This window comes from Paenibacillus thailandensis (genome assembly GCF_042685365.1).
In the GTDB taxonomy this organism is placed as follows: domain Bacteria; phylum Bacillota; class Bacilli; order Paenibacillales; family Paenibacillaceae; genus Paenibacillus_AP; species Paenibacillus_AP thailandensis.
The window spans coordinates 432,917-446,740 of the sequence record NZ_JBHUMY010000006.1; the positions used below are offsets into that span (position 1 = coordinate 432,917).

The window sequence follows — 13,824 nt, forward strand, 5'->3', positions numbered from 1 at the left end:
ACCCCAGTATTTCCTGTCAAATCCCGATTAACCCGAAAAACTCGAAGCGAGCCGTTGCCGCCGCCAGCTCTTGCGGCGATTTCTCCGCGATGGACGCATGGGCTTCCGAGGTGCCGAACAGCCATCTCGACACGATGCCTTCGATCAACCCCATTAGAAGTGCGGCACGTACATCCGTTGAAATCGTGTCGGGGAGCATCCCCAGCTCGATCGCCCGTTCGATGTTGCGGCGGAACGCTTCCTCCATCGCGGTTCTCGTCTCGGCGATTGCGCCTCTTAGAAGCTCGTCGGTTCCGGCGCCGACCAGCAATAGCTCCATGAAATAGCGGTTATCGCGGGCATAGGCGAACAGCTCGGCAAGCAGCGCCTCGGAAGCTTGCTGCATGTCGGCTACGGTGCCTGTTCCGCTGCGATAGCCTTGGGCGATGACCTCCAGCAGCTGCTTGCGGCCCGATTCGATAATTTCCAGTGCGACGGCTTCCTTGCTCTTGAAATATAAGTAGAAGGTGCCCTGCGATACGCCTGCGTCCCGCACGATGTCGGAAATTTTCGTTTGATGGAAACCGTTCCGGGCAAAACGCTCGAGCGCCGCTTTTTTAATCTGGGCTTTGCGGTCCGCGCTTCGATTGGAAGAAAGCTCTTTGTCGGTTGCGATCCTAATCACCTCTTTTCGCCGAACAGATTAGTGACTGACTCGTCAGTCATGTGGTAAGTTATATCCTATAGGACAACTATGATTTAGTCAAGTCAGGATGGAAATTGGGCATGTAACCCCGCTCACTTCCCAAAAGTTAGTTTATAACGGTATAATAGTCGTACTTGGAATATAACCTAAGTCAAACAGATATAAAAGGAGAGAATGAATTATGGCGAAGCTCGCCGAACCGTTCACGATAAAAAATCTGCAGCTTAAAAACCGGATCGTTATGCCCCCAATGTGTCAATATTCCGTTACGGCCAAAGACGGCATTCCGAACGATTGGCATTATGTCCATTACGTCTCGCGCGCGGTGGGCGGAGCCGGTCTCATCATTATCGAAATGACCGACGTCGAGCCCGACGGTCGGATTTCGGATTACGATCTTGGACTTTGGTCCGACGAGCAAATTCCGGCTTTTAAACGCATTATTAAGGAATCTCAGAAGTATGGAGCCAAAGTCGGCATTCAGATCGCCCATGCCGGCCGCAAGGCGGAGGATGCCGAAGTGCCGGTCGGCCCGTCCGATATTCGGGTAAGCGACAACTATAAGCAGCCGCGGGCGCTGACGACTGCGGAGGTCAAAGAATTGGTCGTCAAGTTTCGCGAAGCGGCGCGACGTGCCGTGGAAGCGGGCGTAGATACGATCGAGCTTCACGGCGCGCACGGCTACCTGATCCATCAATTTCATTCTCCCGCCATCAATAACCGCGAAGACGAATACGGCCGGGACTTGGCGAAATTCGGCGTAGAAGTGATCCAAGCGGTGAAAAGCGCAATGCCGAAAGATATGCCGCTCATCTTCCGGATATCCGCGGTTGAGTACATGGACGGCGGGTACGACCTGGAGCACAGCCTGGAATTGGGCCGGATCTATAAAGAAGCCGGAGTGGACGCGTTTCATGTATCCAGCGGCGGAGAAGGCCCCGCCGGTGCGAGAAAGCCCGGCAATTATCCCGGCTATCAAGTGCCGATGGCGCGCGCGTTCAAGGAAAAGCTGGGCGTTCCGGTCATTGCGGTAGGCCTGCTCGAGGATGCCCGGCTTGCGGAAGCGACGGTCGCCAACGGAGACGCCGACTTGATCGGGGTTGCCCGCGGCATGCTGCGCGACCCTTATTGGGCGACGAATGCGATTCGCGAGCTGTCCGGAAAAGCGGACGTACCGAAGCAATACGAAAGAGCTTATTAAGTATCGGAGCCGGAAACGGCTTCAGCGAAACGAAAGGAATGAAAGCCGCGGGAGCGCGGCTTTTTTTTTCGCGGCAAAACCGCCGTACGGCGGCTATAATAGAAATCGAGCATCGATATCGAGGCGTAGGCCGATATTCAGCGCTTCGCGGAAGGCGAACCCGTTGTCGGTAACGTTGGTTTAAAAATATACGAAAGAGACGGTGTCCATCTATGAAATTGGTTACATTTATGGCGAACGGCGAAGCGAGATTCGGGATCGCCACGGTTAAAGGGATTGTCGATGTCATAGCGGCTGCGGAACGGCACCCGGAGCTCGCGGGTGTGCCTCACGAGGTGCATCAAGCCATTGAGGGAGGCCAGGAGGCTGTCGAGGCTTTGGAACGGCTGCTGCAAGCGGTTGAGCGGGACGCCCTGTCGCTTTCGGCTGTACTGCTCGAGGAGGAGAGCTTATCGTTTGAACCGTGCGTAACGCGCCCGAACAAAATCGTATGCGTCGGCTTAAATTACCGCAAACATGCGGAAGAGACGAATGCCGCCATTCCGTCCGTTCCGATTCTGTTCAACAAATTCAACAATGCGCTCGCCGGCCATCGGCACGATATCCCGCTTCCCAAAGTTTCTTCGGAAGTCGACTACGAGGCCGAGCTGGCGATCGTAATCGGAAAGACGGCCAAGAACGTGGACAAAGCTAACGCTCTTGATTACATATTCGGCTATTGCTGCGCCAACGATTTGTCCGCGCGCGATTTGCAAACGCGTACGCCGCAATGGATGCTCGGCAAAACTTGCGATAAGTTCGCTCCGCTTGGACCGTATCTGGTCACGGCGGACGAGGTCGGCGACCCGAACGCGCTCGAAATTCGCTGCAGCGTCAACGGCGAAACGAGACAATCGTCCAATACGTCGGACATGATCTTCCGCTGCGACGAGATCGTAAGCTACATATCGCAGCATATGACGCTGGTGCCCGGCGATATTATCCTGACGGGAACGCCGGAAGGGGTCGTGCTGGGATTGCCGGAAGCCCAGCGCGTTTATCTGAAGGCAGGAGACGTCGTCACGGTAGAAATCGAGAAGCTTGGCGCTCTGACCAACCGGATGGCGGCGGAGACCGAGTAGAGCTCGACGTTCCAATCTAGCATTTTCGCGCATGAAATGCTAGGAGCCGCGGCAATAGGACCATATATACTTTAGTCGAAAGGAGGCCGGCTAAGATGGATTGGCTGGAGAGAATGAATGGCGCGATCGGCTATATCGAAGATCACTTATTGGAAGAAATCGATTATGCCGAAGCCGCCAAAATCGCTTGCTGCTCCGTTCATCATTTCCAACGGATGTTTTCGTTTATAACGGAAGTGCCTTTGTCGGAGTACGTAAGGCGAAGAAGATTAACGCTCGCGGCGTTTGATTTGCAATCCGCCGAGGCGAAAGTGATCGATATTTCGCTGAAGTACGGGTACGACTCCCCCGAAGCGTTTGCGCGGGCGTTTCAAAACTTGCACGGAGTGACGCCTTCCGCCGTACGTCAAGCTCAAGTCCGGCTAAAGGCATATCCGCGCATGGCCATTACCTTGAACATTAAAGGAGCGATCGAATTGAATTACAGGATCGAACGGCTAGAGTCTTTCTCGACGGTTGGGTTCAAAGAACGGGTCCATATGGATGAAGCTTTCGAACAGATTCCGGGCATATGGGACAACGCGCATCGGAACGGGCGCATCGATCAATTGATCAAGCTGCTTTGGGAGCCCGAGCAAAGAGGGCCGAGAGGAATATTGGGGATCTGTGCCGACGGCGGTTTCGGAACTAAGGACGGTTTTGATTACTACTTGGCGATCGCTTCCGATACCGCATTGCCGGAGGGGATGGAGAGGTTGAACGTTCCCGAGGGCACATGGGCCGTTTTTGAAACGAGCGAGGACATGGACGTGCAGGGCATATGGAAACGGCTGTATACGGAATGGCTGCCGACATCGGGCTATGAGCTCGCCGACATTCCCGGCATCGAATGTTATCATCCGCCGGGGCATCAGCCTTCTGCAGAAGTTTGGATTGCGGTTCGGAAAGCCGGCGAACGAAAGAACGGTTGAAACGGGATCGGTCCATATGGTATAATATTGGAAATTATGAATGGGAGATGAAAAGGATGGACATTTCTTGCTGACGATAAAACAACCAAGCGATTTATATCGCGTGTTTTATTTCTCATGCAAGAAAGTTACATTCTCTTTTCACTCAAAGCAAATATCCCGGTCCCAGCTGCGTAATTAACGCGGCGGATTCTTCGTATTTATTTGAGCTGCAAGAAAAGTAACTTTCTTGCGGCTTTTATTATTTTTACGGAGGAGGGGCCGTCTCATGTCATTAATTAACGTTGCGAATTTGACGTTTGCTTACGATGGCAGCTACGATAACATATTCGAAAATACGAGTTTCCAGATCGACACCGATTGGAAGCTGGGATTTACGGGAAGAAACGGAAGGGGCAAAACAACCTTTCTTAACTTGCTGCTCGGCAAATACGAATACGGCGGGACGATTTCCGCTCAAGTCGGCTTCGAATATTTCCCGTTCCATGTCGAACGCAAAGAGATGAATACGATCGATGTCGTCGAAAATATTTACCCGGACTATGAATACTGGATATTAGCGCGGGAGCTTTCGCTGCTAAAGGTCGGGGAGGATGTTTTGTACCGCTCTTTCGAGTCGTTATCGAACGGAGAGCAAACGAAAGTGCTGCTCGCCGCCTTGTTTTTGAAGGAAAACAGCTTCCTGTTAATCGACGAGCCGACGAACCATCTGGATATGGAAGCAAGAAAGCTGGTCAGCGAATATCTTCGCGCCAAAAGCGGATTTATTCTCGTATCTCACGACAGAGCTTTTCTGGATCATTGCGTCGATCACATTCTATCGATCAATAAAGCGGGGATCGACATCCAGAAGGGCAATTTCTCCGACTGGTGGGAAAATAAACAGAGACAAGACCAGTTTGAGCTTGCGGAGAACGAAAAGCTGAAGAAGGATATCAAGAGGCTTTCCGAAGCGGCGAAGCGAACGAGCAATTGGTCGCACGAGGTCGAAAAGACGAAAAACGGTACGACCAACTCGGGTTCCAAGGTGGATAAAGGGTATATCGGCCACAAGGCCGCCAAAATGATGAAGCGGTCCAAATCCATTGAGCACAGACAGCAAGCGGCAATGGAAGAGAAATCGAAGCTTCTGAAAAATATCGAAAGCGCCGATACGCTCAAAATATCGCAGCTCGTTTACCATAAAAGCCGGTTAGCCGAGCTGGATAAAGTTTCGGTCGTTTACGGCGGCAAGGCGGTTTGCGAGCCCGTCAGCTTTACGATCGAGCAAGGGGACCGGATTGCGCTTCTCGGCAAAAACGGCTCGGGCAAATCAAGCTTATTGAAGCTGATTTGCGGCGAACCGATCGCCTATGACGGTACGTTCCGAAAAGGAAGCCAGCTGAAAATATCGTATGTGCCGCAAGATACTTCCCATTTGCAAGGCAATTTGACGGACTATGCCCGAAACAGCGGAATTGACGAAAGCCTGTTCAAATCGATATTAAGAAAGCTCGATTTCTCCAGGGTTCAATTCGAGAAGGATATCTCGGCCTTTAGCGGCGGCCAGAAGAAGAAGGTGCTGATCGCCCGCAGCCTGTGCGAGAACGTTCATTTGCATATTTGGGACGAACCGCTTAATTATATCGATGTCATCTCGCGAATCCAAATCGAAGAATTGCTCCTTGAATATAAGCCGACCATCCTGTTCGTCGAGCACGACCGGGAATTTTGCGACAATATTGCCACCAAGCTCGTCGAGCTTTCATGACGAGGGGCGAGGCGACGATTTTGCCGCTCTTGCATACGGATTCCTCCCGCTGAAGCGTGGAGGATTTTTTTTGCCGGATGGATTGCAGGTAATTCCAGCTCGATATATAATACATATGAACAATTATTCATATGTTAATAGGAGGCACCCTTATGGCAGTCATTCATCCTCATAACCGTAAGCATGATGAGCATGATCATCATGGGCATACGCATGACGGTCACGGACATCATGGACATCATGGACATCACGGCCATGCCCACGCTCATGCGCCAAACAACAAGACGGGGCTGACGATCGCCTTCACGATCACCGTCGGGATTATGGCATTGGAACTAGCCGGAGGACTGCTGACCAACAGCCTGGCTTTGCTGTCGGACGCCGGCCATATGCTGAGCGACGCCGGGGCGCTCGCTTTAAGTTTGTTCGCCATGTGGTTTGCGGCAAAACCCGCGTCTCCAAGCAAATCCTACGGATTTTACCGGTTTGAAATTCTCGCCGCTTTGTTGAACGGAGCTGCATTATTCGTCATCTCCGGGTTTATCCTATGGGAAGCGATTAAGCGGTTTAGCGAACCGCCTGAGGTCGCCAGCGGCTCGATGATGATCATTTCCGGAATCGGTTTGCTCGCCAATCTGCTCAGCGCATGGTTTCTGATGCGCAAAAGCGACGTAAAGGAGAACATCAACGTACGCAGCGCTTATCTGCATGTCATCGGCGATGCGTTGGGATCGGTCGGCGCGATCGCAGCCGGCGTCGTGATGTCGCTCACTTCCTGGTATATCGCCGATCCGATCATTAGCGTCTTCGTCACGGTGCTGATTTTAAAAAGCGCGTGGGGCGTCACGAAGACGGCGATTCACATCTTAATGGAAGGAACGCCCATTGCGGTGGATGCGGTTAAGGTGAAGGAGACGCTTCTTGGCATCGAAGGGGTCTTAGACGTACATGACCTTCATATTTGGACGATCACCTCCGGGCTGGATTCGCTTAGCTGCCATCTGCTCATTCGAGACGAAGAAGACGAGCAGGCCGTCTTGAAGAAAGCAATTCAGCTGATTGAGGACACGTTTAAAATCCAGCATACGACGATTCAGGTCGAAAAGTCCGATTTGCAGCATGCCGAATTGAAAGTTTAGATGCGTGTATGTAAGCTGCAACAACTTGGCGGCGGAAAGCGGCTTGTTCATTGGTTTGACAATCGCCATAGTTATAACTATAATGGTTACAACGGGTGGTGATACAAATGCAAATCAGTACGCGCTTTTCCATGGCTGTTCATACCCTTACGCTGATCGCATTCAGTCCTAACGAATGCACCGGGGACTTTATCGCGAGCAGCGTAAATACGAATCCCGTTGTGATCCGCAGAATTATGGGGATGTTAAAGAAAGCCGGTTTAATAGACGTTCGTGCAGGGGTAGGAGGCGCTGTTTTGCTTAAAGAGCCCGACGAGATTTCGCTTCTTGACGTTTACCGTGCTGTGAGAGCGACGGAGGAGGAAGGGCTGTTCCGCATCCATGAAAACCCCAATATTGCTTGCCCTGTCGGGCGAAATATCGAGCAAGTGCTGCAAGAGGAACTGAATGAAGCCCAATCCGCTATGGAACAAAGGCTGGCCCGTTCCTCGATAGCTCAGCTGTTGGGAAAGTTTGAAAAATAAGCTTAGTGGAAACGCTCCGAATCGGAGCTTTACTTACCGAATCAGCATGTTTAAGTTCATTCGAGAGCTAAGCGGATGAAGATCATTGCTGATCGGCATGAAAAGCAGCCTCTAACGCAGGGTCATACTTCGTGGAAACGCTCCGAATCGGAGCTTTTCATATAGATTTGTTGTAACACTTAAAGTTATAACATAAAAGATTACATCAATATGGGAGGAATTTTCGATGAAAATTTTAGTTACAGGCGCTACAGGGAAACTGGGCTCGAAAGTAGTAGAGACGCTGCTGAAAACCGTTCCGGCGAACGAACTGGCCGTAAGCGTCCGGAATCCGCAGAAAGCCGAACATCTCCGCGCAAAGGGAGTAGAAGTCCGGCAGGGAGACTTTGACCGCCCGGAAACGTTGGATACGGCTTTTGCAGGGATTGACCGGCTGCTGATCATTTCCGCCGACGGGGACAATGAAACGAGAATTCGTCAACATACGAATGCGGTTGAAGCGGCCGCCCGAGCGAAGGTAGGCTTCATCGCCTATACAAGCGTCGCGAACGCCCGCGAAAGCAAATTATTTCTTGCCGAAGTGCACAAAGTAACGGAAGAAGCCATTCTGAAAAACGGCATCCCATATTCGTTCCTGCGCAACAACTGGTATCTGGAGAACGAGATTTCGAGCATCCAAGGGGTGCTGGCAGGGGCTCCTTGGGTGACGTCCGCAGGATCCGGCAAAGTTGGCTGGGCGCTGCAGCAGGAATATGCGGAAGCGGCGGCAGCCGTACTCGCAGGCAGCGGTCACGAGCATACGGTCTACGAGCTGTCGGGCAAGCCGTTGACGCAGGAAGAACTGGTATCCGCTCTCGCAACCGTTCTGGGGAAGGATATTCCCGTTCAGCAGGTCGACGATGAGACCTATGGAGAAATCATGAAAAAAGCGGGCGTTCCGGACTTCGTCGTTCCGATACTGACGGCGATTCAAACGGGTATTCGGGAAGGCACGCTGGAGGTTGAAAGCAACGATTTCGAGAAGCTGCTCGGCCGTCCGTTGACTCCAATCACCGAAGCTTTGAGCCGGCTTGTCGGCAGCATTGCTTAATCATGCATCGCAATCGGCTTTCCTCCCGATGGAGGGGAGCCGATTTTTTTAGTGTGGCCGAGGCCAAAAAGATTGACAACGTTCCTCTAAAAAACCTAATCTTAAGGAAAACGTAAGCGATCGTTAACATCATTTTATTTGGAGAGGAGCTTCGTTTTGATTTCGGCTTTAATCGGAAGTTTTATATCGGCCATGGCGACGGTGCTCGGAGCCGCCCCGATTTTTTTCATCCGCAAGCTGTCCGAAAAATGGAAGGACATTCTCGTCGCTTTTACGGCCGGAATTATGGTCTCGGCTTCTACCTTTGGCTTACTGCCGCAGTCGATCGAGGAGTCGGGAATTGTCGCGCTGACCGTCGGCCTTCTGCTTGGCATCGTCGTACTGGATCTTATCGAAAAAAACGTCCCGCACATCGACGTTGAAAATCAAGCGCGGATTCAGTCGTTCGATGCCAAGACGCTGCTCGTTATCATCGCGTTGTTCATTCATAATATCCCGGAAGGGCTCAGCACCGGCTTCAGTTACGCCAGCCGGAACGAAGGCTTGGGTCCGATGGTCGCGATATCGATCGGCGCGCAAAATATTCCCGAGGGTCTTATACTGGCCGTCTTCCTTATCCGTTCGAACGCGGGGAAATGGAAGTCGTTTTTGATCGTGATGCTAACGGGCTTAATGGAGGCGGTCTCGGCCGTGGCCGGTTATTTTACGGCGAGCTACGTGCAAAGCATGATCGGCGGAGGCCTTGCGTTTGCGGCCGGCGCGATGCTTTTTATCGCCTACAAGGAGCTCATTCCCGAGAGTCACGGCCACGGCTTCGAGCGGCCGTCGACCTACTCTTTTATTATGGGATTGTTGATGATGCTGTACATCAGCTATTGGTTCGGCTAATGAGCAGACAAATTTGTGCGTAACCGCTCATTCCATGCAGTGAGGTCAAGAAGTCCGGTCCATAGGGGAGTGAGTTTCATATCCTTGCCCTACGAGGTGCAAAATTGCACCACGTTGGCGCGGGCTGGACGCAAAGGCGTCCCATGGAGTGCAAAATTGCACCTCATAGGTTCGCCGAATGAACTGGCAACGTATCGAACAAAACGGTCCTTGCGGAAAGCTTGCGCTGCCCGCAAGGGCCGTTTTTGTAAACTTAGGATGAGGAGGCCGTTTGCTCTCGAGATGGAGTTCTTTTATTCCCCATTACCCCGCCATAGAAGAACACCACAAGCGATAACGCAAGGCAAGCCGCCGAGAAGACGCCGATTGACGAGTAGCCGCCGTATTGTGCGTAAATCGCCCCGGCGATCCAGGCGCCAAGCGTGTTAGCCGCGTTCATCGTCGAGTTGGCCAAGCTGGAAATCGTCCCCCGAATCGCTGCGTTCAGCGCGGTAAGAGCCTCCATGACCGTTGGAAACACAACCCCAAGCGTTGCGAACAAGAGCAGGAAACCGACGGTTACGACAGGCAAGCTCGACATTCGGGGCAACACCGCGTAAAGCAAAATAACGAACGACATCCCGGCAATGACCGCATTTACGTTGCCGAGCTTTCTAGTTGCGTAAGAACTAACGACGCTTCCCAGCAAAGTGCCGATGCCAAGAAACATCATGACCGTGCCGATATGCCCCACGGGAAGCTGAAAGCTGTCGGCCAACCATTTTCCGATAAATGCAAAGGCGGTGCCGCTCCCCAAGTGAAGCAGCAGATAGGCGAAAAACCCGCTCCGCGCTTTCCCGCTTTTAATCAAAGGCACATATCGGCTAAGAATAGAAGGCTTCTCCTGCGCACGAGGTTTCATATCGGGCAGCTTGAAGTAAACGAAGGCCATAAGCGGCATCGAAGCCGCTCCGATCGTCCAGAACGGAACGGACCAGCTTGCGGCCGCAAGCCAGCTTCCGATCGGCACGCCAAAAGCCTGGGCAGTCGCAAGTCCGGAAAAGGCGATGCCCATCGTTTTCGATATTTGCGACGGAGGCATTACGACGGGAATGGAGGCCCATACTTGCGGAGCGGTAAACGCCGCGCTGACGCCGGCGAGAAACCGGAACAAGCACATCGTCCAGAAGCTGTCCGCGAAGCCGCACAGAATCGTCGACACGGAGAAGCCGAGCATCCCGCAGAGCAGCACGGTCTTCCGGTTCCAGCCGTCGGACAAAGGGCCGGCGATCAGGGCAAATACGGCGGAACCAAGCGTATAGGCGCCGAGCATCCAACCCGCCATCCCCGTCGATACGCCAAATTCCGTCTGCAGCGTCGGGAGCATAGGCGAGATGAGAAACGTGTCCGTTCCGATCATGAACATGATTAGAAAAAACAGCAAAATCGAGAAACGCATGAAGTATCGCTCCTAATTCATTTGTTATCGAGGTTCAGTGTAAGGCATAATAGTGACAGAAGTTGTCATAGATTTAGAATCGATTGCAAAGGAGCGGTCGCGATGTCGAAATCCAAACGATTGATGGACCTGATGATGACCGTTAATCGGAAACGGGTGTTTAAAGTACAGGAGCTTGCCGACGAGTTCGGGGTCTCGAAGCGTACGATTTTGCGGGATTTGCAGGAATTAAGCGAGCTTGGCGTTCCTTTATATTCGGAAGTGGGCCCGCATGGAGGCTATCAGGTTTTGAGAGAGAGAGTGCTGCCGCCTATCGCCTTTATGGAGGAAGAGGCTGTTGCCATCTTTTTTGCGGTGCATGCCTTGCGCCATTACTCCTCGCTGCCGTTCGAGAAGGAGTCCGCTTCGGCGCTCGGCAAGTTCTATCGGTATATGCCCGGAGACGTACGGGATCGAATCGACAGCATGAAGGAGCGGGTCGATTTCGTAACGCCCACCAGACATGCCGAAGCCCCGTGCTTATCCGTTATCCTTGAAGCGGCCGTGCGTCAGAAGGTGCTCTCCGTCGAATACGAGTCGAAGGAGGAGGGAAGTAAGTGCCGGCGAATCCAGCCGGTATGCATTTACGCGAATAACGGCCTCTGGTATTGCACGGCTTATTGTTTCCAGCGCGAAGAGATTCGGGTGTTCCGCTGCGACCGGATAAGCAAGGCCGAATACGACGAATCCGTCGAGCCGCTTGATCTAAGGAACGTTCCGACGAGAAGGCGGGAAACCGTTAAGCCGTCAAACTCGTTCCGCTTGCGGGCGGAACTGGACGAAGCCGGCGTTCAGCGTCTGGAAGCCGAGCTGTGGCTTGCTCCCATGCTGCGAATCCAAGAGAACGGAACCGGCTTTATCGATGGGGACGTGTCGCGGGACGATCTTCCTTATTTCGCGGAGCTTTTCATCGGGTTAGGGGAACATGCCGTCCTGCAGGAGCCGGAAGAACTGAAGATCTCGATCAGGGCGAGGCTTTCGAAATTGCTGGAACGGTACGGCTGAAATTTAAAGGCGCATTCGAACGATTCTGCTCCAAAATAACTGACTGTTTTTGTCAGGGATTGAAGGTTATAATGAATGCAAACCAAGCTTGTACGAGGCGTTAAATTGGAAAGAAGGTAGGACTATGCCGAAAGCGGACAACATGTTGTCGATCCTCTGGATGCTTCGCTCGGGCAAGCGGATGACCGCCAAGCAGCTCGCGGACGAACTGGAAATTAACGTGCGGACCGTCTATCGGTGCATCGATTCGCTGTGCGCCAGCGGGGTGCCGATCGTCGCGGACTCGGGACCCAACGGAGGCTACAGCATTCTTGATCGTTTTGCCGTTTCTCCGCTTTTCTTCGACACGGAGGAGCAGAAGGGGCTCGTGCATGCCGCGACCTTTGCGAAAGAGGCCGGGTACCCTTATTCGGAAGCGTTGACCCGCGCTGTGAACAAGCTGAAGCGTTACGCGAACGAACGGCAATTGGATTCGCTGGAGCGGCATGGCGGCGCTTTATCGGTTATTTATCCTCCGACGGACGGCAAATACCAAGCGCTCCTGCAAATGCTGGAAGAGGCGGCCGGACAGGGACAAACGCTGGAAATGGTATACGACAAGGGCAGGGGGGAGAAGCCGTCTCCGAGGCCGGTCGATCCTTACGGCATCGTCTTTTGGAAAGGAAGATGGTACGCTGTCGGGCATTGCGGTCGCCGGGGCGAGGTGAGAAGCTTTCGCGTCGACCGGATTCGGAGCTTGCGGGAGACCGGAGAACGGTTTCAGCGTCCGGAAGGGTTCTCCGCGAAAGAGCATCTGCTCGGCAGTCTGCTTTCCGATCCGTCCGGGCCCGGGGAGTTCGAGAGCGTTCGGATTAAGGGTAAGGAGCAAGTGCTTAACGAATTATGCGAGCATTGGCTGTTCGGACATGCTCTTGTCGCGCGCAAGCCCGAAGAAGCCGTATTTCGTTTGGACGTTGCGACGCTGGAAACTTACGTTCCTTATTTTCTGATGCCGTACGGTACGGCATTGCAGATCGAGTCGGAGAAGCTCGCCGGCAGAATGGCCGAGACATGCGCCCGCATGCAGGCGCATTACGAAGAAATGTTACGCGAATTGAAGGAAGAAAGGATCGTGAGCCATGAGTAAATATGCCATGTTCGGAAAGCTAACCGCGCATCCGGGCAAAAGGGACGAGCTTGCGAACAGGATGCTGGAATCAAGCGAAACGCTGAACGGTATGGAAGGCTGCATCCATTACATTTTGCATGCGGACGAAGACCATCCCGACGACTTGTGGGTTACGGAACTGTGGGAGAGCGAGGAGGCGCATGCGGCGTCCTTGAAGAATGAAAAAGTGCTCGAGGTCATCGGGCGCTGCCGGCCTTTAATCGCCGGCGTCACACCGATAAAAGTCCGGCCGCTTGGGGGCAAAGGATTTGGTGGTACGGCATGAAGGACCAGAATAACTACGACACGTTCATCGAAGTAGCCGAAGATTGCCCCGTAGAGACGGCCGAAGTCCCGAAAGCGAAAGGCGGCGTCAAGTCGGTACCGGTTTTGCAATATGAAATGATTGCGAACCATCCTTACCGGTACACGCAGGAGGATGTGCTGTTCGAAGTGTTTGCGGTTCGAAACGGCATAACCGAACAACGGAAGCAAGCCGAACGGGAGAAGTTTTTCTCCAAAGGCCAGCCCTGTCTTCGAACATCGTCGCTCGGCAAACGTTACGGGTGGGGAATTCATTGCGACTCGCAAGGAAAGGTCGCGCTGTACGCCGTCGAATCCGACGATTATCGGCGATTAAAGGACGATCCGAACTTAAAACATGTAAAAGCTATGCGCCAAAGCCGCAATTAGCGCCCGCAAGCCGCCGCCGTGCGGCTTTTTTTGCGGATAACGGCCCTTTGCAGCCGCAGTTATGGAAGCGTCTTTGTCGCGGGAGGATTTCGATTTACTGTTGATAACGCTTTCATTGATGTTATAATTTCCT

General features: G+C 53.0%; 14 protein-coding genes. 12 read left to right on the top strand and 2 right to left on the bottom strand.

Annotation, left to right across the window (positions count from 1 at the left end):
• Positions 1-16 precede the first annotated feature (16 nt).
• Entirely contained in the window at positions 17-664 is a 648-nt protein-coding gene (locus tag ACFSW5_RS06885) for a TetR/AcrR family transcriptional regulator (protein ID WP_379270663.1), read from the bottom strand.
• A 202-nt stretch (positions 665-866) separates the two neighbouring features.
• Between ACFSW5_RS06885 and ACFSW5_RS06890 the strand changes: the two genes are divergently transcribed.
• The 8 genes from ACFSW5_RS06890 to ACFSW5_RS06925 all read left to right on the top strand — a co-directional run bounded on the left by ACFSW5_RS06890 (position 867) and on the right by ACFSW5_RS06925 (position 9,369).
• Positions 867-1,886 (top strand): NADH:flavin oxidoreductase/NADH oxidase, encoded by a 1,020-nt coding sequence (locus ACFSW5_RS06890; RefSeq protein WP_379270664.1) that lies wholly within the window; start codon positions 867-869, stop codon positions 1,884-1,886.
• A gap of 212 nt (positions 1,887-2,098) precedes the next feature.
• Positions 2,099-3,007 carry a fumarylacetoacetate hydrolase family protein gene (locus ACFSW5_RS06895; RefSeq protein WP_379270665.1) on the top strand — a complete coding sequence of 303 codons (909 nt, stop codon included), beginning with the start codon at positions 2,099-2,101 and terminating at the stop codon, positions 3,005-3,007.
• A gap of 95 nt (positions 3,008-3,102) precedes the next feature.
• The gene (locus ACFSW5_RS06900; RefSeq protein WP_379270666.1) at positions 3,103-3,978 is read left to right on the top strand and encodes an AraC family transcriptional regulator; all 876 of its coding nucleotides are present in this window, start codon (positions 3,103-3,105) and stop codon (positions 3,976-3,978) included.
• A 268-nt stretch (positions 3,979-4,246) separates the two neighbouring features.
• Positions 4,247-5,728, top strand: coding sequence for an Lsa family ABC-F type ribosomal protection protein (locus ACFSW5_RS06905; protein ID WP_379270667.1), 1,482 nt, complete (start codon positions 4,247-4,249; stop codon positions 5,726-5,728).
• Positions 5,729-5,880: 152 nt separating this feature from the next.
• Positions 5,881-6,867, top strand: a complete 987-nt coding sequence (locus tag ACFSW5_RS06910) for a cation diffusion facilitator family transporter (protein ID WP_379270668.1) — start codon at positions 5,881-5,883, stop codon at positions 6,865-6,867.
• Between the two features lie 107 nt (positions 6,868-6,974).
• Positions 6,975-7,391: an Rrf2 family transcriptional regulator gene (locus ACFSW5_RS06915; protein WP_379270669.1), complete on the top strand. Its 417-nt coding sequence runs from the start codon at positions 6,975-6,977 to the stop codon at positions 7,389-7,391.
• A 226-nt stretch (positions 7,392-7,617) separates the two neighbouring features.
• Positions 7,618-8,481 (top strand): SDR family oxidoreductase, encoded by an 864-nt coding sequence (locus ACFSW5_RS06920; protein WP_379270670.1) that lies wholly within the window; start codon positions 7,618-7,620, stop codon positions 8,479-8,481.
• Positions 8,482-8,637: 156 nt separating this feature from the next.
• Entirely contained in the window at positions 8,638-9,369 is a 732-nt protein-coding gene (locus tag ACFSW5_RS06925; RefSeq protein ID WP_379270671.1) for a ZIP family metal transporter, read from the top strand.
• Positions 9,370-9,622: 253 nt separating this feature from the next.
• Here ACFSW5_RS06925 and ACFSW5_RS06930 read toward each other — a convergent pair whose 3' ends face one another.
• Positions 9,623-10,807, bottom strand: a complete 1,185-nt coding sequence (locus tag ACFSW5_RS06930) for an MFS transporter (protein ID WP_379270672.1) — start codon at positions 10,805-10,807, stop codon at positions 9,623-9,625.
• Between the two features lie 102 nt (positions 10,808-10,909).
• On the opposite strand from ACFSW5_RS06930, the gene ACFSW5_RS06935 reads away from it, so the two are divergent.
• From ACFSW5_RS06935 to ACFSW5_RS06950, 4 genes are all read left to right on the top strand, one after another.
• Positions 10,910-11,851 (top strand): helix-turn-helix transcriptional regulator, encoded by a 942-nt coding sequence (locus tag ACFSW5_RS06935; RefSeq protein WP_379270673.1) that lies wholly within the window; start codon positions 10,910-10,912, stop codon positions 11,849-11,851.
• Between the two features lie 124 nt (positions 11,852-11,975).
• On the top strand, positions 11,976-12,977 hold the full coding sequence (locus ACFSW5_RS06940) for a helix-turn-helix transcriptional regulator (protein WP_379270674.1): 1,002 nt from the start codon (positions 11,976-11,978) through the stop codon (positions 12,975-12,977).
• The gene (locus tag ACFSW5_RS06945) at positions 12,970-13,284 is read left to right on the top strand and encodes a putative quinol monooxygenase (protein ID WP_379270675.1); all 315 of its coding nucleotides are present in this window, start codon (positions 12,970-12,972) and stop codon (positions 13,282-13,284) included. Before ACFSW5_RS06940 ends, ACFSW5_RS06945 begins: the two co-directional genes overlap by 8 nt.
• Entirely contained in the window at positions 13,281-13,691 is a 411-nt protein-coding gene (locus ACFSW5_RS06950) for a DUF6157 family protein (RefSeq protein WP_379270676.1), read from the top strand. The genes ACFSW5_RS06945 and ACFSW5_RS06950 overlap by 4 nt, the downstream gene beginning before the upstream one ends.
• Positions 13,692-13,824 lie beyond the last annotated feature (133 nt).

Coding starts and splice junctions, on each gene's coding strand:
- ACFSW5_RS06895 (WP_379270665.1), top strand. CDS start 2,099: ATGAAATTGGTTACATTTATGGCGAACGGCGAAGCGAGATTCGGGATC.
- ACFSW5_RS06940 (WP_379270674.1), top strand. CDS start 11,976: ATGCCGAAAGCGGACAACATGTTGTCGATCCTCTGGATGCTTCGCTCG.
- ACFSW5_RS06945 (WP_379270675.1), top strand. CDS start 12,970: ATGAGTAAATATGCCATGTTCGGAAAGCTAACCGCGCATCCGGGCAAA.
- ACFSW5_RS06935 (WP_379270673.1), top strand. CDS start 10,910: ATGTCGAAATCCAAACGATTGATGGACCTGATGATGACCGTTAATCGG.
- ACFSW5_RS06920 (WP_379270670.1), top strand. CDS start 7,618: ATGAAAATTTTAGTTACAGGCGCTACAGGGAAACTGGGCTCGAAAGTA.
- ACFSW5_RS06910 (WP_379270668.1), top strand. CDS start 5,881: ATGGCAGTCATTCATCCTCATAACCGTAAGCATGATGAGCATGATCAT.
- ACFSW5_RS06900 (WP_379270666.1), top strand. CDS start 3,103: ATGGATTGGCTGGAGAGAATGAATGGCGCGATCGGCTATATCGAAGAT.
- ACFSW5_RS06950 (WP_379270676.1), top strand. CDS start 13,281: ATGAAGGACCAGAATAACTACGACACGTTCATCGAAGTAGCCGAAGAT.
- ACFSW5_RS06915 (WP_379270669.1), top strand. CDS start 6,975: ATGCAAATCAGTACGCGCTTTTCCATGGCTGTTCATACCCTTACGCTG.
- ACFSW5_RS06930 (WP_379270672.1), bottom strand. CDS start 10,807: ATGCGTTTCTCGATTTTGCTGTTTTTTCTAATCATGTTCATGATCGGA.
- ACFSW5_RS06890 (WP_379270664.1), top strand. CDS start 867: ATGGCGAAGCTCGCCGAACCGTTCACGATAAAAAATCTGCAGCTTAAA.
- ACFSW5_RS06905 (WP_379270667.1), top strand. CDS start 4,247: ATGTCATTAATTAACGTTGCGAATTTGACGTTTGCTTACGATGGCAGC.